The sequence below is a fragment of the Pseudomonas sp. P2S-1 genome, from assembly GCF_057197725.1.
Genome location: NZ_CM170068.1, coordinates 481,305 through 503,654, shown reverse-complemented (window position 1 = coordinate 503,654; position 22,350 = coordinate 481,305). Strand labels below are relative to the sequence as shown.

21 protein-coding genes are annotated in these 22,350 nt (G+C 64.5%); 5 read left to right on the top strand and 16 right to left on the bottom strand.

The annotated features are described in order from the left end of the window. Nucleotides 1–20 precede the first annotated feature (20 nt). Nucleotides 21–1,100, top strand: a complete 1,080-nt coding sequence (locus AC2CQI_RS02425) for a PAS domain-containing protein (RefSeq protein ID WP_484579031.1) — start codon at nucleotides 21–23, stop codon at nucleotides 1,098–1,100. On the opposite strand, the gene metC is transcribed toward AC2CQI_RS02425, so the two are convergent. From metC to AC2CQI_RS02395, 6 genes are all read right to left on the bottom strand, one after another. Then, nucleotides 1,097–2,275 (bottom strand): cystathionine beta-lyase, encoded by a 1,179-nt coding sequence (gene metC, locus AC2CQI_RS02420; protein WP_484579030.1) that lies wholly within the window; start codon nucleotides 2,273–2,275, stop codon nucleotides 1,097–1,099. The genes AC2CQI_RS02425 and metC overlap by 4 nt on opposite strands. Next, nucleotides 2,275–2,766 carry a GNAT family N-acetyltransferase gene (locus AC2CQI_RS02415; protein ID WP_484579029.1) on the bottom strand — a complete coding sequence of 164 codons (492 nt, stop codon included), beginning with the start codon at nucleotides 2,764–2,766 and terminating at the stop codon, nucleotides 2,275–2,277. Before AC2CQI_RS02415 ends, metC begins: the two co-directional genes overlap by 1 nt. 178 nt (nucleotides 2,767–2,944) lie before the next feature. Continuing rightward, nucleotides 2,945–4,198, bottom strand: coding sequence for an OprD family porin (locus AC2CQI_RS02410; protein WP_484579028.1), 1,254 nt, complete (start codon nucleotides 4,196–4,198; stop codon nucleotides 2,945–2,947). 36 nt (nucleotides 4,199–4,234) lie between these two features. Continuing rightward, on the bottom strand, nucleotides 4,235–5,539 hold the full coding sequence (locus AC2CQI_RS02405; RefSeq protein ID WP_484579027.1) for a CitMHS family transporter: 1,305 nt from the start codon (nucleotides 5,537–5,539) through the stop codon (nucleotides 4,235–4,237). Nucleotides 5,540–5,645: 106 nt separating this feature from the next. Then, the gene (locus tag AC2CQI_RS02400; RefSeq protein ID WP_484579026.1) at nucleotides 5,646–6,965 is read right to left on the bottom strand and encodes a dicarboxylate/amino acid:cation symporter; all 1,320 of its coding nucleotides are present in this window, start codon (nucleotides 6,963–6,965) and stop codon (nucleotides 5,646–5,648) included. A 61-nt stretch (nucleotides 6,966–7,026) separates the two neighbouring features. Next, on the bottom strand, nucleotides 7,027–8,106 hold the full coding sequence (locus AC2CQI_RS02395; RefSeq protein ID WP_484579025.1) for a 4-oxalomesaconate tautomerase: 1,080 nt from the start codon (nucleotides 8,104–8,106) through the stop codon (nucleotides 7,027–7,029). Between AC2CQI_RS02395 and AC2CQI_RS02390 the strand changes: the two genes are divergently transcribed. Both AC2CQI_RS02390 and AC2CQI_RS02385 read left to right on the top strand, forming a co-directional pair. Beyond that, nucleotides 8,105–8,278 carry a hypothetical protein gene (locus AC2CQI_RS02390; protein ID WP_178392048.1) on the top strand — a complete coding sequence of 58 codons (174 nt, stop codon included), beginning with the start codon at nucleotides 8,105–8,107 and terminating at the stop codon, nucleotides 8,276–8,278. The genes AC2CQI_RS02395 and AC2CQI_RS02390 overlap by 2 nt on opposite strands. Continuing rightward, entirely contained in the window at nucleotides 8,254–9,147 is an 894-nt protein-coding gene (locus AC2CQI_RS02385; protein ID WP_484579024.1) for a LysR family transcriptional regulator, read from the top strand. The genes AC2CQI_RS02390 and AC2CQI_RS02385 overlap by 25 nt, the downstream gene beginning before the upstream one ends. Before the next feature lie 16 nt (nucleotides 9,148–9,163). Here the strand turns inward: AC2CQI_RS02385 and AC2CQI_RS02380 are convergent, their stop codons facing one another. Beyond that, nucleotides 9,164–9,823: a FadR/GntR family transcriptional regulator gene (locus AC2CQI_RS02380; protein WP_484579023.1), complete on the bottom strand. Its 660-nt coding sequence runs from the start codon at nucleotides 9,821–9,823 to the stop codon at nucleotides 9,164–9,166. 100 nt (nucleotides 9,824–9,923) lie between these two features. Here AC2CQI_RS02380 and AC2CQI_RS02375 point away from each other — a divergent pair, with 100 nt between their 5' ends. Beyond that, complete coding sequence (locus AC2CQI_RS02375) at nucleotides 9,924–10,667, top strand: FadR/GntR family transcriptional regulator (protein WP_484579022.1); 744 nt, start codon at nucleotides 9,924–9,926, stop codon at nucleotides 10,665–10,667. Between the two features lie 124 nt (nucleotides 10,668–10,791). Here AC2CQI_RS02375 and AC2CQI_RS02370 read toward each other — a convergent pair whose 3' ends face one another. The 9 genes from AC2CQI_RS02370 to AC2CQI_RS02330 form a co-directional block, all read right to left on the bottom strand. Then, the gene (locus tag AC2CQI_RS02370; protein ID WP_484579021.1) at nucleotides 10,792–12,552 is read right to left on the bottom strand and encodes a glycosyl hydrolase family 28 protein; all 1,761 of its coding nucleotides are present in this window, start codon (nucleotides 12,550–12,552) and stop codon (nucleotides 10,792–10,794) included. A gap of 161 nt (nucleotides 12,553–12,713) precedes the next feature. Next, nucleotides 12,714–13,061 carry a 5-carboxymethyl-2-hydroxymuconate Delta-isomerase gene (locus AC2CQI_RS02365; protein WP_484579020.1) on the bottom strand — a complete coding sequence of 116 codons (348 nt, stop codon included), beginning with the start codon at nucleotides 13,059–13,061 and terminating at the stop codon, nucleotides 12,714–12,716. Next, nucleotides 13,046–13,825 (bottom strand): ABC transporter ATP-binding protein, encoded by a 780-nt coding sequence (locus AC2CQI_RS02360; RefSeq protein ID WP_075805479.1) that lies wholly within the window; start codon nucleotides 13,823–13,825, stop codon nucleotides 13,046–13,048. Before AC2CQI_RS02360 ends, AC2CQI_RS02365 begins: the two co-directional genes overlap by 16 nt. Nucleotides 13,826–13,835: 10 nt before the next feature. Further along, the gene (locus AC2CQI_RS02355; protein WP_484579019.1) at nucleotides 13,836–14,675 is read right to left on the bottom strand and encodes an ABC transporter ATP-binding protein; all 840 of its coding nucleotides are present in this window, start codon (nucleotides 14,673–14,675) and stop codon (nucleotides 13,836–13,838) included. A 12-nt stretch (nucleotides 14,676–14,687) separates the two neighbouring features. Next, a complete protein-coding gene (locus AC2CQI_RS02350) occupies nucleotides 14,688–15,605 on the bottom strand; it encodes an ABC transporter permease (RefSeq protein ID WP_484579018.1) in 918 nt (305 codons plus the stop codon). 53 nt (nucleotides 15,606–15,658) lie between these two features. Next, the gene (locus AC2CQI_RS02345; RefSeq protein ID WP_484579017.1) at nucleotides 15,659–17,257 is read right to left on the bottom strand and encodes an ABC transporter substrate-binding protein; all 1,599 of its coding nucleotides are present in this window, start codon (nucleotides 17,255–17,257) and stop codon (nucleotides 15,659–15,661) included. A gap of 45 nt (nucleotides 17,258–17,302) precedes the next feature. Continuing rightward, the gene (locus AC2CQI_RS02340) at nucleotides 17,303–18,340 is read right to left on the bottom strand and encodes an ABC transporter permease (RefSeq protein ID WP_484579016.1); all 1,038 of its coding nucleotides are present in this window, start codon (nucleotides 18,338–18,340) and stop codon (nucleotides 17,303–17,305) included. A gap of 31 nt (nucleotides 18,341–18,371) precedes the next feature. Beyond that, nucleotides 18,372–19,982: an ABC transporter substrate-binding protein gene (locus AC2CQI_RS02335; RefSeq protein ID WP_484579015.1), complete on the bottom strand. Its 1,611-nt coding sequence runs from the start codon at nucleotides 19,980–19,982 to the stop codon at nucleotides 18,372–18,374. A gap of 71 nt (nucleotides 19,983–20,053) precedes the next feature. Next, the gene (locus AC2CQI_RS02330; protein ID WP_484579014.1) at nucleotides 20,054–21,208 is read right to left on the bottom strand and encodes a mandelate racemase family protein; all 1,155 of its coding nucleotides are present in this window, start codon (nucleotides 21,206–21,208) and stop codon (nucleotides 20,054–20,056) included. Between the two features lie 351 nt (nucleotides 21,209–21,559). Between AC2CQI_RS02330 and AC2CQI_RS02325 the strand changes: the two genes are divergently transcribed. Then, nucleotides 21,560–22,285 (top strand): oligogalacturonate-specific porin KdgM family protein, encoded by a 726-nt coding sequence (locus tag AC2CQI_RS02325; protein WP_075805472.1) that lies wholly within the window; start codon nucleotides 21,560–21,562, stop codon nucleotides 22,283–22,285. Nucleotides 22,286–22,350 lie beyond the last annotated feature (65 nt).

The window sequence follows — 22,350 nt, the reverse complement described above, 5'->3', positions numbered from 1 at the left end:
TCGGTTCAGGATCGGTGCCCATGCAGGAAAACAGCTTTGCGTTCCGCCTCAAGGAGCTCCTGGAGCACAACAAACTGACCCTGCAGGCGGTGGGCACGGCCCTGGGCATTTCCCGTACTGCGGTGCACAAGTGGACCAAGGGCGGCGAGATCGACTACGACAACCTGCGCAAGCTGGCGACCTTCCTGCGGGTCAACTGGATCTGGCTGCGCTATGGCCAGGAAGCCCTGGGCAGCCTGGAAAATGCCGAGCCGGTAGAATTGCCGATGACTGACCTGCGCCGGCGCTACACCACCGAGATCATGGAAAACGAAGCGCGGATGAAACTGGCCCAGGAGGCGGCGCGCATCGTCACCTGGGAATGGAACCTGATCAGTGACGAACTGACCTACTCCTCCAACGTCGAGGAAGTCTACGGCTGGACCTTCAGTTCCAACCCGGACTTCTGGCGGCACCTGCCCGCCGAGGACGTCAAGGCCATGCAGGCCCTCTACGACAACACCATCGCCACAGGCGGCAAGTGCGAGTACGACTACCGCATCTTCCAGCCCGATGGCAGCGTGCGCTGGATCTCATCCCGCTCGACAGTGGTCCACGACACCGCCGGGCGTCCGGTGAAGATGGTGGGCATCAGCATGGACAACACTGCGCGCAAGCTGATGGAAGAAGAGTTGCGCAACAGCGAGGAGCGCTTCCGCTCGATCTTCGAACTGACCGGTGGTGCCCTCGCCTACGTCGGCCTGGACGGCAAGTGGCAGCGGGTCAACGGCAGTCTCTGCGACTTGCTCGGCTACAGTGCGGAAGAGCTGTACGGCCTGACCTTCCAGGACCTCACCCACCCCGACGACCTGCCACGCAACCTGCAACTGCTCAACCAGCTGTTCGCCGGCACGGTGGACCGCTACGTGGTGGAAAAACGCGTGCAGCACCGCGACGGCAGCTACCACTGGGTGCGGGTCCGCACCTCGATGCAGCGCCGGCCCGACGGCTTCCCGGAAAACCTGATCAGCCTGTTCGAGGACATCAGCGCCGAACGTGCCGAGCGCGACCAGTTGCTGGCGCGCATCGGCGAACTGGAAGCCCGCCTGGGCGGGGCTTAAACCTTCTCCGCCAGGCGGTCGAGCCCGGCACGCAGATCGCGCTTGAGGTCCTCCATGCCTTCCAGCCCTATCTGCAACCGCAACGCCAGCCCCTCCGGCGCCCAGCGGGTCGCCGTGCGGTAGCTGCGGCAATCGAAGGGAATGATCAGGCTCTCGAACCCGCCCCAGGAATAGCCCATGCCGAACAGCGCCAGGTTATCCAGCATATGGGCGAGGTTCGCCTTGCTGTAGCCGGGCTTGAGAATCACCGAGAACAACCCGGTGGAGCCGCTGAAATCACGCTTCCAGATCTCATGCCCCGGACACTCCGGGAAGGCCGGGTGCAGCACCGTGGCGACCTCGGGCTGCGCCGCCATCCAGTGGGCCATTTCCAGGCCCCGGCGCTGGGCCTCTTCCAGGCGCAGGTGCAGGGTACGCAGGCCACGCAGGGCCAGGAAGCAATCCTCGGCCCCCGGCAGCATGGCCATGGCGTCGTAGGTCTTGCGCAGGGCCGGCCAGGTTTCGGCATTGGCCGTGACCAGCCCCATCAGCAGGTCGGAATGCCCGCCGAGGTACTTGGTCCCCGCCTCCACCGCCAGGTCGCAGCCGTGCTCGTGGGCGCGGAAGAACACCGGCGTGGCCCAGGTGTTGTCGAGGATGGTCTTGATCCCCCGGGCCTTCGCCACGGCGGTGATGGCCGGGACGTCCTGGACTTCGAAAGTCTGCGAGCCGGGGGACTCGAGGAAGATGGTCGAGGTGTTGGGCTTGAGCAATTCGGTGATATTGGCGCCGACCAGCGGGTCGTAGTAGGTCACCTCGACGCCGAACTTCTTCACCAGGTTCTCGCACAGCATGCGGGTCGGCTGGTAGGTGGAGTCAGGCATCAGCAGGTGGTCGCCGCTTTTCAGCGTGGTGAACAGCGCCAGGGCCAGGGCGCCGAGCCCCGACGGCGACATCACCGTGCCCGCCGCCCCGGACAGTTCGCTCCAGGCCTTTTCCAGGGCTTCGATGGTCGGCGTGCCCTTGGTCCCGTAGGTGTAGCGGCCGCGGTTCGCTTCCAGATCGGCCAGGGTCTTGAACACCACGGTGGAACCGCGGAACACCGGCATATTGACGAAGCCGTGCTGCATGTCGTGATCGCGGCCCAGGCGGGTCAGTTGCGTCGCGAGGGAAAACTCGTCGTTGGAATCGGTCATCAGAGGCTCATGATCATTTCATGCCAGGACATGCCGCCATGCTCGGACGGCGACGGTTGTACGTACTGATAGCCCATCCGGCGATACAAATCGACATGCTGTTGCTTGCACATCAGATGGATGGTGGCCTTGTTCAGGACCTTCATCTGCCGGACGAATTCCGTCATCAGCGCCTTGGCGTAGCCCTTGCCCTGGAACGCTGGGTCCACCACCACCGACATGATCACCACATTGGGCGCTGCCGGATCGTGGCCGACCAGTTCCTTGAAGGCCTCGTCGGACATCACCACCTCGTGGGCACAGCCGCTGTTGATGAAGCCGGCGATCTGGCCGTCCACTTCGAGAATCAGGAAGCCCTGCGGGTACTGGCCGATACGGGTGCGGATCTTCTCCAGGGTCGCCGCCTCGTCACCTTCGTAGGCGCCGGTTTCGATGGCGAAGCAGCGTTCGGCGTCGGCGGGGAGCGGGTGGCGGAAATGCAGGGTGGACATGAGTGAGGCTCCTGGCTAAGGCGGGCGAGGTGCCTATGGTAAAGCAGATGTCGTCTGATAGGGCCTAATCGCTGGCAAGCCAGCTCCCACAGGTTTACCAGTGCTCTCGAGAGCACCGCTGTACCTGTGGGAGCTGGCTTGCCAGCGATTAGGCCATCAGCAACACAACAAAATCCAGCTACCAGATCGCGATGTCATAGGTGAGATAGACCCGATTGCTATCCCGCCCCCTGGAAAAATCCGAGCGATACACATAGTTCCGTGCCTTGATGCCCAGCCCTTTCAAAGGCCCCGACTGCAGGACATAGGCCAGCTCCATATCCCGCTCCCACTCCTGCCGGCTGGCACTGCCGGAGTGGTCGTTGTCGCCACTCAGGTAACGGGTCATGAACGTCAGGCCCGGTACCCCCACGGCGGCAAAGTTGTAGGCATAACTGGCCATCCAGGTCTTTTCATCCTCCTCGATGAACTTGCCGATACCGACGTTGCTGAACGAATACACGGTCGCGCCGCTGATATAAGGCAGCCCCGCATCCCCCCGCAGCACCTGGTAGCCGCCACCGACCGTGTGCCCGGAATGGCTGTACGACAGCTGCCCGCTGAGCATGTCGTTGTCGATCTTGCCGCCGTGGGCCGCGCCGCTGTCCTGGCTCTTGAAGAAGCGCAGGTCACTGGTCAGCACGCCGCCGGCCAGCGGCAAGTCGTGCTGGACTCCGGCGAAGTCCTGGCGATAGAAGTTCTGCAGTTCGCCATGGAAGAAGCTGAGACGCAATTGCTTGCTGAAGGCGTAGTCGGCACCGGCGTAATTGAAGTCTCCGGAAGCGTCGCCGCTGTAGCCATCGAGGAACAGGCCGACGCTGTCGGACGAGTCGCGCAGCTTGAAGCGGTCCAGGTGACCGGCCGTCAGGGTCAGGCCGGCGATGTCCTTGCTGACCAGTTCCGAGCCCTGGTAGGTCTGTGGTAGCAGGCGCGCGTCGTTGTAGACCAGCAAGGGATTCTTCGGCAGCAAGGTGCCATGGCGCAGCACGGTTTCGCCCAGGCGAACCTTGGCGGTAGCCCCGGCGCTGGCGAATTCGTCGGCGGCCCGGCCGTCGTCATGCACCGGTAACAGACCGGTACCGCTGCGGCCCTTGCCCGAGTCGAGCCTGACGCCGACTAGGCCCAACGCATCCACGCCGAATCCAAGGGTGCCCTGGGTAAAGCCCGACTGGTAATCGAGCAGGAAGCCTTGGGCCCACTCCACCCGCTCGCTTTTCGCAGTAGCTGCGGCGCGGGCGCTCATACCCTGCTCGTCGCGGAAGTTTTCGTTGAAGTAGACGTTGCGCAGTTGCAGCTTGAGCTTGCTGTCTTCGATGAAGCCTGCGGCGCCGACAACGGGCAGATAGCAGAAACACAGGCCGCAAGCGACCCCACGACGGTAGATACGGGTCATGTTGGAAACTCTGTTTTATTGTTGTTGGGTGTGGTTTCAGACGAAGAACGAAATGGCGCCGGTCAGCACGGCCAGTACGGTGATCACCAGGGAGGTCAACACCGCCCATTTCACCGTGGCTTTCTGGAAATCGCCGATATCGCGATCGACCATGCCCACCAGCAGCAGGGTCGAGGCCACCAGCGGGCTCATCAGGTGCACCGGCTGGCCGAGTACCGAGGCGCGGGCGATCTCGATCGGGTCGATGCCGTAGGCCGCAGCGGCGTTGGCCAGGATCGGCACCACCCCGAAGTAGTAGGCATCGTTGGACAGCACGAAGGTCAGCGGCATGCTGGTCAGCGCCACCACCAGCGGGAACCAGTGGCCCCAGGCCTCGGGAATCCAGGCGACCAGGGTCTGGGCCAGGGCATCGACCATCTTGGTCCCGGAGAAGATGCCGGCGAAGATGCCGGCGGCGAACACCAGCAGGACCACGGTCATGGCGTTGCCGGAATGGGCGAGGATCCGCTCTTTCTGCAGTTCGAGCTGCGGGTAGTTGATCATCAGTGCCGCGACGAAGCCGATCATGAACAGGATGGCGGCGTGCATCAGGCCCATCACCAAGGCGACCATCACCACGATCACCAGCACCAGGTTGACGTAGGCCAGGCGCGGGCGCTTGTGCGGGGTGTCTTCGAGGATCGCCTTGATGTAGCAGTTGCCGCCGCCGGACTCGAGCTTGATGTTGCCGATGCGCTTGCGCTCCATGCGCCCCAGCAGGAAGGCGGTGAACACCACCCAGGCCGCCCCGCCGATCATGGTCGGCAGCATGGGGATGAAGTACTCCGTGGCATCCAGGCCAAGGGCCGCGATCGCCCGGGTCGCCGGACCGCCCCAGGGGCTCATGCCGCTCATGATGCTCAGCGAGAGCATGGACACGGTCGCCAGGATCATCGGGTTCATGCCGATGCGCTTGTACAGCGGCAGCATCGCCGCGCAGGTGATCATGTAGGTGGTGGTGCCGTCGCCGTCCAGGGCCACCAGCAGCGAGAGCAAGGCAGTGCCGATGGCGATCTTGACCGGGTCGCCGTTGACCCGCTTGAGGATCTTGCGGATCAGCGGATCGAACAGGCCGGCATCGATCATCAGGCCGAAGAACAGGATGGCGAACAGCAGCAGTGCGGCGGACGGCGCAACCATCTTCAGGCCGTCGAGCATCATCTTGCCCAGCTCCGGGGCGAAGCCGCCGATCAGGGCGAAGCCGATCGGCACCACCGTCAGGGCGACGATCGGGGACAGGCGTTTACTCATGATCAGGTAGGTGAAGGTCACCACCATGATCAAACCCAGCAATGCGAGCATAGGATTCACTCTTGTTTTTATTGTGAAGGCAGCCGTATTCGCTACCCGGCAGTATGACTGCCGGGCAGGGGTATCGGAGTGTTATGTCGGGGTAACGCGGGTTGGATCAGGTGTGGCGCTGGGGCTGCTCGGCAGGCCAGGGCACCGATTGCTCGCCAGGCTCGGCGACAGGCGCCTGGTGGCCCTCGTCCAGGGCACGCATCAGCACCTCGCGGTCACAGGCCTTTTCGGACAGCGACATGACCACGGTGGCTACCGCGTTACTGACCAGGCTGGTCAGGGCCCGGGCCTCGGACATGAAGCGGTCGATACCGATCAGCAACGCCAGACCGGCCAGCGGGATGTCGTGGATCACGGTGAGGGTCGAGGCCAGGGCGACGAAGCCGCTGCCGGTCACCCCTGCCGCGCCCTTGGACGACAGCAGCATGATCGCCAGCATGGTCAGGGTCTGGCCAAGGCTCAGGTCGATATTGCAGGCCTGGGCGATGAAGACGGCGGCCAGCGACAGGTAGATCGCCGTACCGTCGAGGTTGAACGAGTAGCCGGTGGGCAGCACCAGGCCGACCACGCCCTTCTTGCAGCCAAGGCCTTCGAGCTTCTCGATCATCCGCGGCAGCACCGGCTCGGTGGACGAGGTGCCGAGGACCACGAGGAATTCCTCGCGGAAGTAGCGCAGCAGCTTCCACAGGCTGAAGCCATGGAAACGGCACACGGCCCCCAGCACCACGATGACGAAGAAGGCGCAGGCGATGTACAGGGTCATCACCAGCTTGGCCAGCGAGCCCAGCGAGGTGATGCCGTACTGGCCGACGGTGAACGCCAGCGCGCCGAAAGCGCCGACCGGGGCGAAGCGCATCAGGTAGCCGAAGATGCGGAAGACCATCTGCGACAGTGCTTCCAGGACGTCCAGCACCGGCCGCCCGCGCTCGCCCATGGCCGACAGGGCGAAACCGCAGAGCACGGCGATGAACAGCACCGGCAGGACCTCGCCCTTGTTGAAGGCGCCGATGAAGGTGTCGGGGATGATGTGCATGAAGAAGTCCACCACGCCCAGCTTCGCCGCCGAATCGGTGTACTGGCTGAGGCCGGCCATGCTCAGGGTGGACGGGTCGATGTTCATGCCCACGCCGGGCTTGAACAGATGGACCGCCGCCAGGCCGATCGCCAGGCTGATCACCGTCAGCGCCAGGAACAGCAGCAGGGTCTTGCTCATCAGGCGGCCCAGGCTGCTCTTGTCGGTCATCCCGGCGATGCCGGTGACGATGGTGCAGAACACCACGGGGGCGATCATCATCTTGATCAGCTTGATGAAGGCATCACCCAGGGGCTTGAGGGCAACCGCCTGTTGCGCCCAGAAGTGGCCGACCAGCACGCCGAGCAGGACGGCGCAGATGATCTGGAAATACAGTGATTTTGCGAGTTTCATGAGGCATCACCCATTCTTGAATTTGTGCGGATGCGCGCTGTGGTGACGGTTGCTTGCAGTATCAGCCAGCAAGCCGTCGCGAGGTTGGTGCGTAGACGAAACCGGAGAACAGCCGACGGGCGGTACGGACCACCGAGGCTTGCAGGGTCTTGCCGCCCGGTCCGCTACGGGACAGGGCGATATCGATGCCGCCGCCCGGGTGCTCCAGGCGCACTTCGGTCAGGTCCGCCGCGCTGTCACCGAGCAGTTGCTGGGCAACGGTGCCCGGGCTGACGCAGGCGGTGGCCAGGCCGATGGCACCGGTGATCGCCAGTGCACGATGGCAGTTGTGCGGCATGAAGTAGCGGACCTGCAGGGTGCCGTCCTGGCGCGGCGGCGAAACCAGCACCGGCTTGGGGATGACCATATTGCTCACATCACCCAGGCCCATCGCCCTGCCCGCCTTGAGCCGCAGCGCTTCCAGGCGCTCCAGCAACTCACGGTCGGCATCCAGTTGCGCCGGGCTCTCCGAACCACTGACGCCCAACTGGCTGGCCTCGACGATCATCATCGGCATCGCCATGTCGATGCACGTCACCGGCACGCCGTCGATCACATCCCGGGCATGACCCGTGGGGAACAGCTTGCCGGTCTTGCTGCCGACGGCATCGAGGAAGGTCAGGTGGATCGGTGCTGCAGTACCCGGTACGCCGTCGATGGCAGTCCGGCCCTCGTAGCGGACGATGCCACCCGGGGTCTCCACCAGCGAATTGACGAAGGTATTGGTGTTCAGGTTACGAATGCGCACCAAGGTGCGGCCTTCCTGGCCCTTGACCAGCCCCTGCTCGATGGCGAACGGGCCGACGGCGCAGAGCATGTTGCCGCAATTCGGCGCGGTATCGACCCGGCGCTGGGCGACCATCACCTGGACGAACAGGTAATCGACGTCGGCATCGGCGTGCAGCGACGGGCTGACGATCGCCACCTTGCTGGTCTGCGGGCTGCCGCCACCGATGCCGTCGATTTCCAGCTCGTGCCCCGACCCCATGATATTGAGCAGGACTTCATCACGCTCGACCACGTTCGACGGCAGATCCCAGGCATGGAAGATCGGGCCTTTCGAGGTACCGCCGCGCATGAGCACACAGGGAATTCGTTGCATGACTACTGACTCTCGTTTATCAATCGACATGATTGATGCTGTTGAAACAAGAGTGACAGGCTCGTATAAATCAATCCAATGCAAAGATCGTCCTGATTATTGCGTTTCAAACATGAATAAAAGCGCCATCGACCAAGGCTGTTTTCCATGGAATATGAGCTTCAAGATTTGAGATCTTTCGTCAAAATCGCCGAACTCGGGAGCTTCCATGAAGCGGCCGAAGCCCTGCACCTGTCGCAGCCGGCCCTGAGCCGGCGCATCAAGAAGCTGGAGGAAGGCCTGGGCACCCCGCTGCTCGAACGCACCACCCGGCGCGTCGGCCTGACCAGCGTCGGCCGCGACTTCCTGCCCAAGGCGCGGCGCCTTCTGGATGACTTCGAGGATTCGATCCTGAGCATCCGCGAACTGGCCGAGCGCCAGAGTGGCCAGGTCACCCTGGCCTGCATTCCGACCGCCGCGTTCTATTTCCTGCCTTCGGTGATCCGCCTGTACAACGAGCAGTACCCGAAGATCCGCATCCGCCTGCTCGACCTCAGCGCCAACGACGGATTGGAAGCGGTGCTGCGCGGCGAGGCGGATTTCGGCATCAACATGATGGGCGGCCAGCACGCCGACATCGAGTTCGTACCATTGGTAGAAGAGAAGTTCGTCCTGGCCTGTCGCCGCGACCATGAACTGGCCGAGCGCAAGGCCCTGACCTGGTCGGAGCTGGCGCCCTACCGGCTGATCGGCGTGGGGCGTTTGAGCGGCAACCGCATGCTGCTCGACCATGCCTTGAGCGGGCTGAATATCAAGCCGAAGTGGTTCTATGAAGTGCAGCACCTGTCCACGTCGCTGGGCATGGTCGAGGCCGGCCTGGGGGTCTCGGCCATGCCCAGCCTGGCGATGCCGGAGGCCGACCACCCGACCCTGGTCAGCATCCCGCTGGCCGAGCCGGAGGTGACCCGGACCCTGGGCCTGGTCTATCGCCGGGGGGCGTCGTTGTCGCCGGCGGCGGAGAAGTTCGTGGCGATCCTGCTGGAGAAATGGAAGGAGCGCTGAGGGCCACGGGGCAGGTTCACTGCACCGCGGCGCGAGCCTGAACCAGGCAATTGACCAGGTGCAAACGCATCGCCGCCCGGGCGCCTTCGGCGTCCTTGCGGGTAATCGAGGCGAAGACCTGCTCGCGCTCGCGGCTCCAGCGCGCCCGCTGCGGCTCGTCGAGCACGGGAGCGGCGTCGCTCATCAGGCTGCTGCCCAGATGGCGCATGGCATCGATGAAGAAGCTGTTGCCGGTGCACAGGGCGATCTGCAGGTCGAAGGCGAAATCGTCGTCCGCCTGATCGAGGGCGGCACGCATGGCCTCCAGTTGCGCGGCATTGGCCCGCTGCGCGGCGATCCCGGCGGCTTCCACTTCCAGGCTCAGGCGCAGTTCGACGATGGCCACCGCGTCGCAGGCGCTGCCCTTCTCCGGGGCCTCACCTTCGGTTTCACCGGGGCGCACCGCATCGACGACGAAGGTGCCGATGCCCCGGCGCGTTTCCACCAGCCCTTCGGCCTGCAAGCGCGACAACGCCTCGCGCACCGTGGTGCGGCTGACGCCATGGGCCTCGGTCAGCACCTGCTCGGTCGGCAGCTTGCTGCCCGCCGGCCATTCACCGGCGTGGATTTTCTCCGACAGCACCAGCACCAGTCGCTGGGCCAGGCTCGGACGTCGATCAGGGGAAGCGTGCGGCATATTCAGGAACAACCGTGCTAAGCGAAAAGATGATGGCAGTATACCGGCAGCCCTTGGGCAAACCGCACTATACTGCCGGCCAATTGACGAAGAGCCTGCCATGACGGACCTCACCGCCCTCACGCCGCACAAGCCCCGCCGCCTCGCCGAAACCCTGGTCGAACGCTTTGCCCAGCGCATGCGCGACGGCCAGTTGCAGCGTGGCGAAAAGCTGCCCACCGAAGCCAGCATCATGGAGGCCGAAGGGGTCAGCCGCGCCGTGGTGCGCGAGGCGTTGTCGCGGATGCAGGCGGCGGGGCTGGTGGAGACCCGGCATGGCGTCGGCACCTTCGTCCTCGACATGCCGGCACCGGAGGGTTTCAACGTCGGGCCGGCGACCATCGTCCTGCTGTCCGACGTCCTCGCTCTGCTGGAGTTCCGCCTGAGCCTGGAAGTCCAGGCCGCCGGCATGGCCGCCGAACGTGCCACGCCGCAGGCGCTGGAGGAACTGGAGCAGGCCCTGGAAGCGCTGATGCAGGGGCCGGAAAAATCCGGCAGCACCACCAATGCCGACTTCCAGTTTCACCTGAAGGTTGCCAAGGCGTCGGGTAACCGGTACCTGATCGACATCATGAAGAACCTCGGGACCAAGATGATCCCGCGGACCCGGATGAACTCCGCCTACACCGGCCAGAGCAACCGCAGCACCTACCTGGCCGGGATCAATGTCGAGCACCAGCAGATCTTCGACGCCATCGCCAGCCGCCAGGTGGATGCGGCGCGGGCGGCGATGTTCATGCATTTGAACAACAGTCGCATGCGCTTGCGTGAGGCGCAGAAGCTGCAGGCGTTCTACAGCGAATGAAGCCGTAACACATAACCTGTGGGAGCTGGCTTGCCAGCGATGAGGCCCGACCAGACAACATCGTTGCTCTAGCCGGCCTTATCGCTGGCAAGCCAGCTCCCACAGGGTCATCTGAGGTCAGGCGTTATGGGGTTGGCTCGACATCGCTGAACGCCAGGTCCGCGCTAGTTGCGATCTTCCAGGGGTTGCCCCCCATCGTCTCACTGAACCTCACCCCCTCGAACCGCGAATCCCGCAGCCCGTCGATCTTCACCTTGGCCCCGCCACTGAAGCGCACCCGCTCGAACACCAACCCCTGGTGCCAGGCATCGTGCGCGCTATCCCCCTTGACCTCGATCGCCGCCATCCCGGCATTCTCCACACTCACATCACTGACCCGCACATCGCGGAACTGCCCGGCAATGGTCGAGCGCTGGTAGTCGAGCTTGGCGTTGGGGTCGTTGTAATCAAGGGTGAAGATGAACGCCTGCTTCACCGTGTTGCGCAGCGCCGAATCGCGGAACACCACGTTGCGCGCCCCGCCGCCCATGAAGGTGGTGCTCTTCATGCGCAACCCGGCATCGGTACCGTCGGAGACGTTGTCCTCGGCAAGGATATTCTCGATCCAGGCCCCCGTGTGACTGCCGGCGACCACCATGCCGTGGCCCTTGCGGAAGTAGTTGTTGAAGATCCACGCGCCATCCTGAGGCTTCTGCTTCACCGCCTCGGCACCGGTGCCGGCAGCGAAGTTGACGCAGTCGTCACCGGTATCGAAGAAGTTGTTGAAGACCATGGCATTGCGGCTGTTGGCGAACTCGATGCCGTCGCCGTTGTTGGCGTCGTAGGTCTTGTGGGTGGTATTGGCCAGCACCACGTTCTCGGTCTCCAGGTTCATGATCCCGTGGTACGCCGGGTTGAGCACGGTGAAGCCGCCGTAGAAGACGTTCTTCACATCGCGCAGGGTGATCAGCGACGAGCGCATCTGCCCGTAGGCGTCCTTGACGTTCATGCCCTCGGCCACCGCCCGCTCCACCTGGGCCTTGGCCAGCACGCCATCGTGCATGTAGCGGGTGTTGTCGCTGGGCAGGTAGAACGGCAGCGTTTCGCCCGCGCGATCCTCGCGCTTCCAGCCGTTGCCGTCGATGGTGCCCTTGCCGACGATGCGGATGTTCTCGAAGGCCTGGTGGGCACGCGGGTCGCGGGGCAAGGCGTTGATCAGCGAGGCCGGGCGCACGGTGGTCGAGTACGGGTACTGGATATAGCCATCGCGCGGGTAGTCCTCAGGGCGCTCGGAGCCGAGCAGGGTCGCGCCTTCGGCGATTTCCAGGGTCATGTTGCTCTTCAGGTAGAGCGCGCCGCTCTTGTAGGTGCCGGCGGGCAGCAGGACCTTGCAGCCGGTGGTGCAGGCGTCGATGGCGCGCTGGATGGCGGCGGTGTCCAGGGTAGAGCCATCACCCTTGGCGCCATACTGGCGGACGTCGAACAGGGCCGGAACCTTGCTGGTGCGCTGCACGACCGCCGGGCTGTCGGCGGACTCCTTGCCGTCCCGGCCCACCGAACGCACGGTGAAGCGGTATTCGCGGTCGGGTTGCAGGTTTTCCGCGGTGAAGCTGTGCAGGGCGATGCGGTGGTGGAACTTGCGGGTGTCCTGCTGGTAGAAGCGGTCGATCCAGGGTTTGGCCGGCGAGACCTGATCGGCGTTGGCGTTGGCGCCGCCGAGCAGCTTGCCGTTGGCGTAGATGTGGTAGTCGGTGATGTCGGCGTGGCCGGCTGGTTTTTCCCAGACCAGGATGATCTGCCGGTCGTCATAGGCCAGGGTCGGGACCTGGGGTTTGGGTGGGGCTTCAAGGGCCCAGAGCGGCAGGCTGCCGGTCAGAGCCAGCGTGGCAATAAGGGGGCGCATCATTGTTATCTTCCTTGTAAACACGGCACCGTCCAGGTAGGAGCGTGGCTTGCCCGCGAAGGACCGCGCTAGCGGTCCCAAAAATCGTGCGGTCGCTGAAAATTTGGGACCGCTGCGCGGTCCTTCGCGGGCAAGCCACGCTCCTACAGGGACATGCATTAGATTTAGGAATAGTTGGAGCGATTGACGAACACCGCCCGCTGCATCTCCCGGACATCCATGGACAGCGTCTTCACCTCCGGCAACAGGGCAACCAGCGCCGCGATGGTCGCGGTCGCCAGGCTGCGTCGTTGCTCGACACTGCGCCCATCCAGCACCGACAGGGTCACATGCACGAAGTCATCCTCCCCTGCCCCGCAGCGGTAATGCCCATAGCCGGCAATCCGCACCTTGATATCCCCGGGCTTGAAAAACCCGCTGGCATCGATGGCGTCATGCACCGCCGTCAGCAGCACCCGCTCGCCGACCCGCGCGGCCAGCGTGGTCGGGCATTCGATCAGGCAGTGAGGCATGGACGGCTCCCCTCGGCACTGAAATCACGGCTGGCCTGGACCAGCATCCGGGTGTACTCGTGGGTCGCCAGGTCCTGGCTCAACCCCTGGCAATCCAGGCGCTCGACGATGCGCCCGTGCTGCATCACCGCGACCTTGTCGCACAGGTGGCTGACCACCCCGAGATCGTGGGTGACCATCAGGTAGGTGAGCTTCTCGCGCTGGCGCAGGTCCGAGAGCAGGTTGAGGATTTCCGCCTGCACCGACACATCCAGCGCCGAGGTCGGCTCGTCCAGCAGCAACACCCGCGGCTGCAGGATCAACGCCCGGGCGATCGCCACGCGCTGGCGCTGGCCACCGGACAACTGGTGCGGGTAGCGATAGCGGAAGCTGTCGTTGAGCCCGACCTTGTGCAGGATGTCGTCGATGCGGTCGTCGCGCTCGCCGATGCCATGGATCACCAGCGGCTCGCGCAGCGCGGTGTCGATGGTGTGGCGCGGGTGCAGCGAGCCGTAGGGGTCCTGGAAGACCATCTGCACCTTGCGAAAGTGCTCCTTGGGAATCTTGTGCTGCAAGGGCACGCCGGCAATGCTCAGCGCGCCGGTCCAGTGCCGGTATTGCCCGGCCAGGCAGCGCAATACGGTGGTCTTGCCGGACCCGGACTCACCGACCAGGCCGAAGGATTCACCATCCTCGACACTCAGGTTGACGTCGTGCAGCACCTGGTTCAGCGCCGGGCCGACGCCGAAGCTCAGGTTCAGCGATTGGGCTTGGATCATGGACATGGTCGGTTCCTCAGCAGGTGAGCCAGAGCGGGTCGCGTTGCAGCACCGGCAGGCGCGGACGGCGGTTGTCCATGCTCGGCAGGGCCGCCAGCAGGCCGCGGGTATAAGGATGTTCGGCGCGGTGCAGGTCGGCGGCGGCAAGGGATTCGACCACCCGCCCCGCGTACATCACCAGCACCCGGTCGCAGTAGTTGCGCACCAGGTTGAGGTCGTGACTGACGAAGATCAGCCCCATCTGCTGCTCCACCACCAGCTCTTCCAGCACATTGAGCACCTGCTGGCGCACCGAGACATCGAGGGCCGAGGTGGGCTCGTCGGCGATGATCACCTCCGGGTTGGTGATGACCATCATGGCGATCATGATGCGCTGGCCCATGCCGCCGCTGACTTCGTGGGGGTACAGGTTGTAGACCCGCTTGGGGTCGCGGATATGCACCTTCTCCAGCATCAGCAGGACCCGCTCGCGGGCCTCGGCGCGGCTGGCCTTGTGGTGCGCCAGGTAGGCCTCGGCGATCTGGTCGCCGACCCTGACCACCGGGTTCAGCGAGTACTTGGGGTCCTGCATGATCATCGAGATGCGCTGGCCGCGGATCTGCTGCATGGCCTTTTCGCTGGCCGAGAGCAGGTCGACATCGCCAAAGCGCAGGGCCTTGGCGGTGATTTGCGTGCTGGCCGGGTGCAGCTTGAGCAGGCTGCGCCCGACCGTGGACTTGCCCGAGCCGGACTCGCCGACGATGGCCAGCTTTTCCCGGCCCAGGGTGAAGGACACATCGCGCACCGCGTGCATCTCTTTCTTGCCGTTGACGAAGCGCACGTTGAGCGAATCGACAGTGAGTTTGAGCGACGACATAGAAGCCTCCAGTTACTCGCTACGCGGATCGAGGATGTCCCGCAGGCCGTCGCCCAGCAGGTTGAACGCCAGGCTGACGAGCATGATCGCCGCCCCCGGTACCGCCACCAGCCACCAGCACTCGAGCATGTAGCGGCGCCCGGTGGAGATCATCGCGCCCCACTCCGGCAACGGCGCCTGGGCGCCCAGGCCGAGGAAGCCCAGGGCCGCGGCGGTGAGGATGATGCCGGCCATGTTCATGGTCAGGCGGATGATCACCGAGGACAGGCACATCGGCACGATATGCCGGAGGATGATGCGGCTCGCCGAAGCCCCCTGCAGCTCCACGGCGACGACGAAGTCGGCCTTGCGCAGGGACAGGGTTTCGGCCCGGGCCAGGCGGGCGATCGGCGGCCAGGAAGTAAGCGCGATGGCGACCACCGCATGCTCCAGGCCAGGGCCGAGCGCCGCGATGAACGCCAGGGCCAGGACCAGGCTGGGGAAGGAGATGAAGATATCAGTGATGCGCATGAACACCGTGTCCACCACCCCGCCGAAGTAGCCGGAGACGGTGCCGATGAACAGCCCGATCGGGCCGACGATCACGGTCACCAGGGCAATGATGTACAGGGTGATGCGCGAGCCGTAGACCAGGCGGCTGAAGATATCCCGGCCATATTCGTCGGTGCCGAACCAGTGCGCGGCGCCCGGCGCCTGCAAGGCATTGGCGAGGTTCTGCACCACCGGGTCATGGGTGGCGATCCACGGCGCGAAGGCCGCGACCACCACCAGCAACAGGGCGACGATCGAGCCCGCCAGGGTCATGGGGTTGCGCAGCAGGTGGCGCGCCACGCGCAGGCTGCTCTTGTAGAAGGCGTCGAGACTGGACGCCGGGGTAGTGTCGGCTGGCCGCTTGGCGGCGCTTTCGCTGGAAGACATGTTGGCAATCATCGGCCTGTTCTCGCGGTCGGTTGATGACCGCCCGGGTCGCCCCGGACGGGTACTCAGCGTTGCTTGTAGACGCCTAGGTAACGGGTCGCCTCGGCGTCGTCGCCGGTGAAGCCCTTGATATCCACCGCGCTGACCGCGGTGTCGGTCATCTGCGAAATCATCATGATCGGCCCGGACTCCTGGTCGTAGCGGGTCTGCGCCTCGTGGTAGAGGGCCAGGCGCTTGGCGGCATCGCGCTCGACGCCGGCACGGTCGATCAGCTCGTTGAGCTGGCGGTCGAAGAACGAGGCGCGCCAGCCCTGGAAGTTGGGCAGGCCGGCAGCATCGCTGTTGTCCGGGTTGTAGACGAAGGTGCGCAGGCTGAAATACGGGTGCGGATAACGCTCGGCGCCGCGAGCGACGATCATCTCGAAGTTGCGCGCACGCATGGCGCCGTACACCTGGTTGCCGGTGCCGGGGACGATGGTGGCCTTGATCCCGCCTTCGGCCAGGGTCGCCTGCATCCGCGCGGCGATATCGATGAAGGGCGGCTCGGACAGGGTGCGGATGGTGGTAGTGAAACCGTCCGGATAGCCCGCCTCGGCCAGCAGCGCCTTGGCTTTCGGCACGTCCAGCTTGTAGCCCGGATCCGGCAGGCGCGCCTCCAGGCCCAGTTGCATCGGCTGCTGGTTGAGCTTGCCGTAGTGCGGCATGACCTGCTGGTCCAGGCCCTGGTAGTCGATCAGGTTGCGCACCGCCTCGCGGACCTTCTGGTTGGCGAACTGCGGCTGCTTCATGCTCATCGCCACGTAGTACATGGTGCCGCGTTGCAGGGACTGCACCTGCAATTTGTCCGAGCTTTCGATAGCCTTGATATCCGGCGCGGCCATGCCGTAGGCCAGGTCGAGGTCGCCGCGCTCGAGCATCAGGCGCAGCGACTGCGACTCGGTCATATGCCGCAGCAGCACCCGCTTCATCTTCGCCGGGCCGCCCCAGTAGCCGTCGAAACGGGTCATCACCAGGGCGTCGTTGGCGCTCCATTTGCTCAGGGTGAAGGGGCCGCTGCCGGCTTCGTTGGTGACCAGCCAGGCGCCGCCGAGGTCGCCGTTCTTCTCGTGCTTGAGCACTTCCACACGGTCCACCACCACCGCGCTTGGCGAGGTGGCCAGGGAGTCGATCACCAGCAGCGGATCGGTGGGCTGCGGCAGCTCGACTACCAGGGTGTGGGCATCGCTGGCACGGATCAGCGCCTGGATATTCTCGACGTTGTAGCCGTAGGCCTTCCAGGTGGTGGCCAGGCCGAAGTTGAGCTTCATCACCCGGTACAGCGACCAGGCCAGGTCCTCGGCGGTCAGCGGGTTGCCGGAGTGGAACTTGACGTCATCGCGCAGGTGGAAGGTGATCGACTTGCCGTCCTCGCTCACCTCCCAGCGCTCGGCCAGTTGCGGCAGGTGCTTTTCCGGGTTGCCCTGGTCGCGCTTGACCAGGGTGTCATAGAGGTTGGCGTTGATCCCGGAGGCATCCAGGCCCGGGGCGTTGGCCGGGTCGATGGAGAACAGGTTGACCAGGCTCATGCCGACGATCAACTGGTCGGCCGGGGTCTTGGCCTGCACCGCGGCCATCGGGCCCAACGCCAGCACGGCGCCGAGCAAGGCGGGAAATACAGTCTTCATGGGGCATCCTTCTTTTTGTAGTTATGCCGGGTGGCCACGGGGGCTTCAGCGGGTCCTTGGGTCGAACACCTTGTACAGGGCGTCGCTGATCAGGTTGAGGGCGACGAAGATCAGGCCGATCACCAGCACGCAGCCCATCACCGCGTTCATGTCGCCGAGCATCAGGCTGCTGGTCAGGTACTGGCCGAAACCGGGCCAGGCGAACACCGTCTCGATCAGCACAGCGCCTTCGAGCAGCGAGCCATAGGCCAGGGCCACCACCGTCAGCAGCTGCACGAGGATGTTGCGGAAGGCATGCCCCCAGACCACCTGGCGCCGCGACAGGCCCTTGACCCGGGCGGTGATGATGTATTCCTGGGACAGCTGTTCGAGCATGAAGCTGCGGGTCATGCGGCTGATATAGGCCACCGAGTTCAGGCCGAGGATCAGCCCCGGCAGGACGATATGCTTGAGCGCGCTGGCGAAGGCGTCCCAGTCGCGGGCGATGGCGGTGTCCACCAGCAGCAGGCCGGTGACTTCCTCGACCATGCCGTCGTAGGCCAGGTCGATGCGCCCTGCCCCGCCGGCCCAGCCGAGCCAGGCGTAGAACACCAGCAGGCCCATCATGCCGACCCAGAAGATCGGCGTGGAGTAGCCGAACAGGGTGATGACCCGGGCCACATGGTCACCGACCTTGCCCTGGTTGCTGGCCGCGACCACGCCCAGCGGCAGGCCGATCAGCACGCCGAAGAGGATCGCCAGGGTGGCCAGCTCGATGGTCGCCGGGAACACCCGCTTGATGTCCTCCAGCACCGGGTGGCCGGTGAGCAGGGCGTTGCCGAAATCACCGTGGAGCAGGTCGTTGAGGTACAGGCCGAACTGGGTCCAGATCGGCTTGTCCAGGCCCATGGCCCGGTACACCTGGTCGTAGGTGGAGCTGTCGGCGTCCGGGCCGACCACGGCCAGCACCGGGTCGAGGGGCATGACCCGGCCGATGAAGAAGGTCAGCGCCAGCAGACCGAGCAGGGTCACCAGGACCGTACCGGCCCGGCGCGCGGTGCCGGACGCGCGGGCGCCCAGCAGGGAGGCAGAGGAAGCGAACATAACGGGCTCCTGAAGAACGCTGCACCAGGCCTCAGCGGGCCTTGTACACGTCCTTGTAACGGGTGGTGGCGGCGCTATGGCCCTGGTAGTCCTGGACGTCGTGATAGAGCACCACGGTGTCGGTCATCTGCGACACCGGCAGGATCGCCCCGACCTGCTGGTCCAGGGTGGTCTGGATCTGCTGGTACTGGGCCAGTTGCTTCGCCGGGTCCGCTTCGACTTCGGCCTGCTCGATCAGGGTGTTGAGCTCCGGGCTGTAGAACGAGGTGCGCCAGCCCTGGAAGTTGCTCAGCTTGGCTTCGTCGCGGTTGTCCGGGTTGTACACCAGGGTGCGCAGGCTGGAATGCGGATGGCGCTCGGCCCCGCCGCCGCCACGACCGACCAGAATGTCGAAGCTGCGCTCGCGCATGGCACCGTAGATCTGGTTGCCGGTGCCGGTGATGATGGTCGCCTGGATCCCGGCCTGGGCCAGGGTCGCCTGCAGGCTGGAGGCGATATTGATGAAGGGCGGCTCGGTGAGCACGCGAATGGTGGTCTTGAAGCCTTCGGGGTAGCCGGCCTCGGCCAGCAGTTTCTTCGCCTCGGCGACATTCAGGGTGTAGCCCGGATCGTCCAGGCGCGCGGCCAGGCCCAGGGGCAATGGACGCTGGTTCAGTTGGCCGTAGTGCGGCATCACCGTCTGGTTCAGGCCCTGGTAGTCGATCAGCGAGCGCACGGCCTTGCGTACCCGGGCGTCGTCGTAGGGTTTGTTCTTCACGCTGAGGGCGACGTAGTAGAGGGTGCCGCGCTGCACGGTCTGGGTACGGACCTGGTCGGATTTCTCCAGCGCTTCGATGTCCGGCGCCGACATGCCCTTGGCCAGGTCGAGGTCACCGCGCTCGACCATCAGGCGCAGCGACTGCGACTCGGTCATGTTGCGCATGACGATGCGCTTGAGCTTGGCCGGGCCGCCCCAGTAGCCGTCGAAGCGGTTCATCAGGATCACATCGTTGGCGCGCCAGTCCTTGAGCACGAACGGGCCGCTGCCGGCCGCGTGGGTGGTCAGCCAGGCGCCGCCCATGTCGTCGCCCTTCTGGTGCTGCTGCACCACCTTGCGGTCGAGGATGAAAGCGCTGGGGGAGGTGGCGAGGGTGTTGAGCACCAGCAGCGGGTCGGTCGGCCGCGGCAGCTCGATGACGAAGGTCTGCGGGTCGACGGCGCGCATCTGCGTGGCGACGTTGCCAGCGGTGAAACCGTAGGCCTTCCAGGTCGAGGCCAGGGCCAGGTTGAGCTTGAGCACCCGTTGCAACGACCAGGCGACGTCCTCGGCAGTCAGGGTGTTGCCGGAGTGGAACTTGACGCCCTCGCGCAGCTTGAAGGTCAGGGTCTTGCGGTCGTCGCTGACCTGCCAGCTTTCGGCCAGGGCCGGGACCAGTTGGTCCGGCTGGCGGGCGTCCTGGACCAGGAGCATGTCGTAGAGGTTGGCATTGACCTCCGACACGTCCAGCCCGGTGGCAGCGGCCGGGTCGAGGGACAGCAGGTTGATCATGCTCATGCCGACGATCAGCTGGTCGGCCGGGGTCTTGGCGAAAGCCAGGGGCGTGGCGCTCAGGGCCAGCAGCGTAGCCAACGCCCCCGCGCGGAGTTTCGGGAGAACGCTCATGTGAGATTGCCTTTCTTGTAGTTATTGGACTCTCGGACGGCACGCGCCGGGCGCGCGCCGCCAGGCACGAATCAGTAGCTGTGCAGCGTGTTGGTCTCTACGTAGTTGAAATCGATGTCCTCGCCCAGGCCCGGCAGGTCGGAGAGGTGGACGAAGCCGTCGGCATCCATCGGGTCGACCAGGCGCTTGAGGTAGGCCGGCACCTCGTCGTAGTCGAGGAACGGGTGCAGCAGGCCGCGCTCGTACCAGGTGCAGTTCTTGATCGCGCCGACCACCGCCAGGTTGGCCGCGCCGTTGCCGTGGATCTCGCAGTCCATGCCGAACGACTCCGCCATGTGCGCCACCTTCAGGCACGGGGCGATACCGCCGACCCCGGCGACACCGGCACGCAGGATGTCACAGACATCGTTCTTGACCCAGCTGGCCCGGCTCAGGTGTTTGCCACCGAGGCTTTCCGGGCCGAGGATCGGGATGTCCAGCTGGCCGGCGAGCCAGGCATAGGACTCGGCCGAATCTTCCATCATCGGCTCTTCGAACCAGGCGAAGTCGAGCTTCTCCAGGGCGCGGCCGATGGTCAGGGCGTCGGTGCGGCTGTACCAGTGGTAGCCGTCGATCATCAGGGCGATATCCGGGCCGACCGCCTCGCGCACGGCGGCGCAGGCCTTGATGTCCATCGGCACACTAGGGGCGAAGGACACCGGCGGCATCCAGGTGTGCAGCTTGATCGCCTTGTAGCCGCGCTTGACCAGGGTCTCGGCGAAGCGGCCGTACTCTTCAGGGGTGGACAGGCCACCGGGGAGTTCGTCGCCGCACATGGTCGAGCCATAGGCCGGGACCTTGTCGCGGTAGGCGCCGACCAGCTTGTGCACCGGCAGGTTCAGCTTGCGTCCGGCCCAGTCCCACAGCGCCTGTTCCACCAGGGCCAGGGCGCGGTCGGTGAGCTGGCTGGCGCTGCCGCGCTGCCAGTGGGCGAGGTCGTGCCAGATCTTCTCGCGGTCGAAGGCATTGGCCCCGACCAGCACCTTGCGCACGAAGCCGTCGAGCACATAAGGGCGGATCAGTTCGGGGGCGCCCAGGGCGTAGCCTTCGTTGCCGCATTCGGTGGTGATGCGCAGCAGGGCCATCTTCGCCTGGGTCACGTCACCGGGGTGGGCATGACCGGCGCTGTCGACGGCGCGGCGGGTGGGGTAGGAAAAAATCTGCACGTTTACAGCAGTGATGATCATGGACGTCTGAGCCTTTTTATTTAGGTTTGGCGGCGGGAGAGTCACGCTCTGGACAGGATCCTACGTCATCATACAACTTTTGAAAAGCACCCCTTTGAAATCTTTATCAACGACCCTTAACCACCCAATTCAGCACCTGAAAACCTCCATAAACTCCAACTCATACAGGCGAAACGCCCGAAATAGAGCCATCAAAATTTGTCGTCAGACAACATCTCAAGAAATCGTAGACAACCCAAGAGTTGTCCGATAACTTGTTTTGCACCTGCCGCCACGGAGCCACCCATCCACAGCACCTTTACCGACCCCTGCCTCATACCGACCTCAACAACAAAAACAAAAGAAGATCGCATGAACATCACACTGCACAGCCTTGTGGCCGTCGCCACACTCGGCCTGTCCCTGCACGCCTTCGCGGACTCGGCCAGCATCAACTACCGCCACGGTTTCACCGAAGACGACAGCATCCATTCGGACCGGATCAAGATGAACTACCGGATGGACAGCGGCCTGGGCTTCGCCGCCGAGATCAAATACAAGACAGCGGGCGATCGCGAAGACGTCGCCTACGACAACATGGTCAACAACGGCCATGAATTCACGGTGGACTACAACTACAAGTTGAGTCCCCGGTCGACGCTGACGCCGGCGTTCCAGATGGACAGTTCCAAGGACTCGACCACCTACAAGTTCGGCCTGAAGTACAGCTACAAGATCTCCGATACCTGGTACGTCGCTACCCGCGTACGCCAGGACGCCCGCAGCCTCGATCGCGACCAGATCGACCGCAGCAAGGACGACCGCGCCAAGGACAACCAGAACACGACCCGTCTGGAAGGCTGGCTTGGCTACACCCCGAAAGGCCCGTGGGCCTTCGAATACCAGTACATCCACTTCAGTACCGACTACATCCGCTACGACAACAAGAAGAGCGACTACGAGCAGAACCTGATCATCAAGTACAAGCTCAACAAGCAATGGGCGCCGTTCATGGAAGTGGGTGACATCAAGGTCAGCTCCACCACCGACGACCGCCAGGCTCGCTGGCGCCTTGGGATCCAGTACAACTTCATGTAGCGCCCTCCTCCGGGCAGCCCTCCTGGCTGCCCGGTCCTGTTTTCCACCGAAGCAAAGGCCACTCT

Coding starts and splice junctions, on each gene's coding strand:
- AC2CQI_RS02390 (WP_178392048.1), top strand. CDS start 8,105: ATGACTACTGACTCTCGTTTATCAATCGACATGATTGATGCTGTTGAA.
- AC2CQI_RS02340 (WP_484579016.1), bottom strand. CDS start 18,340: ATGTTCGCTTCCTCTGCCTCCCTGCTGGGCGCCCGCGCGTCCGGCACC.
- AC2CQI_RS02415 (WP_484579029.1), bottom strand. CDS start 2,766: ATGTCCACCCTGCATTTCCGCCACCCGCTCCCCGCCGACGCCGAACGC.
- AC2CQI_RS02400 (WP_484579026.1), bottom strand. CDS start 6,965: ATGAAACTCGCAAAATCACTGTATTTCCAGATCATCTGCGCCGTCCTG.
- AC2CQI_RS02365 (WP_484579020.1), bottom strand. CDS start 13,061: ATGCCTCACTGCCTGATCGAATGCCCGACCACGCTGGCCGCGCGGGTC.
- AC2CQI_RS02425 (WP_484579031.1), top strand. CDS start 21: ATGCAGGAAAACAGCTTTGCGTTCCGCCTCAAGGAGCTCCTGGAGCAC.
- AC2CQI_RS02325 (WP_075805472.1), top strand. CDS start 21,560: ATGAACATCACACTGCACAGCCTTGTGGCCGTCGCCACACTCGGCCTG.
- AC2CQI_RS02350 (WP_484579018.1), bottom strand. CDS start 15,605: ATGATTGCCAACATGTCTTCCAGCGAAAGCGCCGCCAAGCGGCCAGCC.
- AC2CQI_RS02345 (WP_484579017.1), bottom strand. CDS start 17,257: ATGAAGACTGTATTTCCCGCCTTGCTCGGCGCCGTGCTGGCGTTGGGC.
- AC2CQI_RS02395 (WP_484579025.1), bottom strand. CDS start 8,106: ATGCAACGAATTCCCTGTGTGCTCATGCGCGGCGGTACCTCGAAAGGC.
- AC2CQI_RS02355 (WP_484579019.1), bottom strand. CDS start 14,675: ATGTCGTCGCTCAAACTCACTGTCGATTCGCTCAACGTGCGCTTCGTC.
- AC2CQI_RS02360 (WP_075805479.1), bottom strand. CDS start 13,825: ATGTCCATGATCCAAGCCCAATCGCTGAACCTGAGCTTCGGCGTCGGC.
- AC2CQI_RS02405 (WP_484579027.1), bottom strand. CDS start 5,539: ATGCTCGCATTGCTGGGTTTGATCATGGTGGTGACCTTCACCTACCTG.
- AC2CQI_RS02375 (WP_484579022.1), top strand. CDS start 9,924: ATGACGGACCTCACCGCCCTCACGCCGCACAAGCCCCGCCGCCTCGCC.
- AC2CQI_RS02330 (WP_484579014.1), bottom strand. CDS start 21,208: ATGATCATCACTGCTGTAAACGTGCAGATTTTTTCCTACCCCACCCGC.
- AC2CQI_RS02410 (WP_484579028.1), bottom strand. CDS start 4,198: ATGACCCGTATCTACCGTCGTGGGGTCGCTTGCGGCCTGTGTTTCTGC.
- AC2CQI_RS02335 (WP_484579015.1), bottom strand. CDS start 19,982: ATGAGCGTTCTCCCGAAACTCCGCGCGGGGGCGTTGGCTACGCTGCTG.
- AC2CQI_RS02380 (WP_484579023.1), bottom strand. CDS start 9,823: ATGCCGCACGCTTCCCCTGATCGACGTCCGAGCCTGGCCCAGCGACTG.
- metC (WP_484579030.1), bottom strand. CDS start 2,275: ATGACCGATTCCAACGACGAGTTTTCCCTCGCGACGCAACTGACCCGC.
- AC2CQI_RS02370 (WP_484579021.1), bottom strand. CDS start 12,552: ATGATGCGCCCCCTTATTGCCACGCTGGCTCTGACCGGCAGCCTGCCG.
- AC2CQI_RS02385 (WP_484579024.1), top strand. CDS start 8,254: ATGGAATATGAGCTTCAAGATTTGAGATCTTTCGTCAAAATCGCCGAA.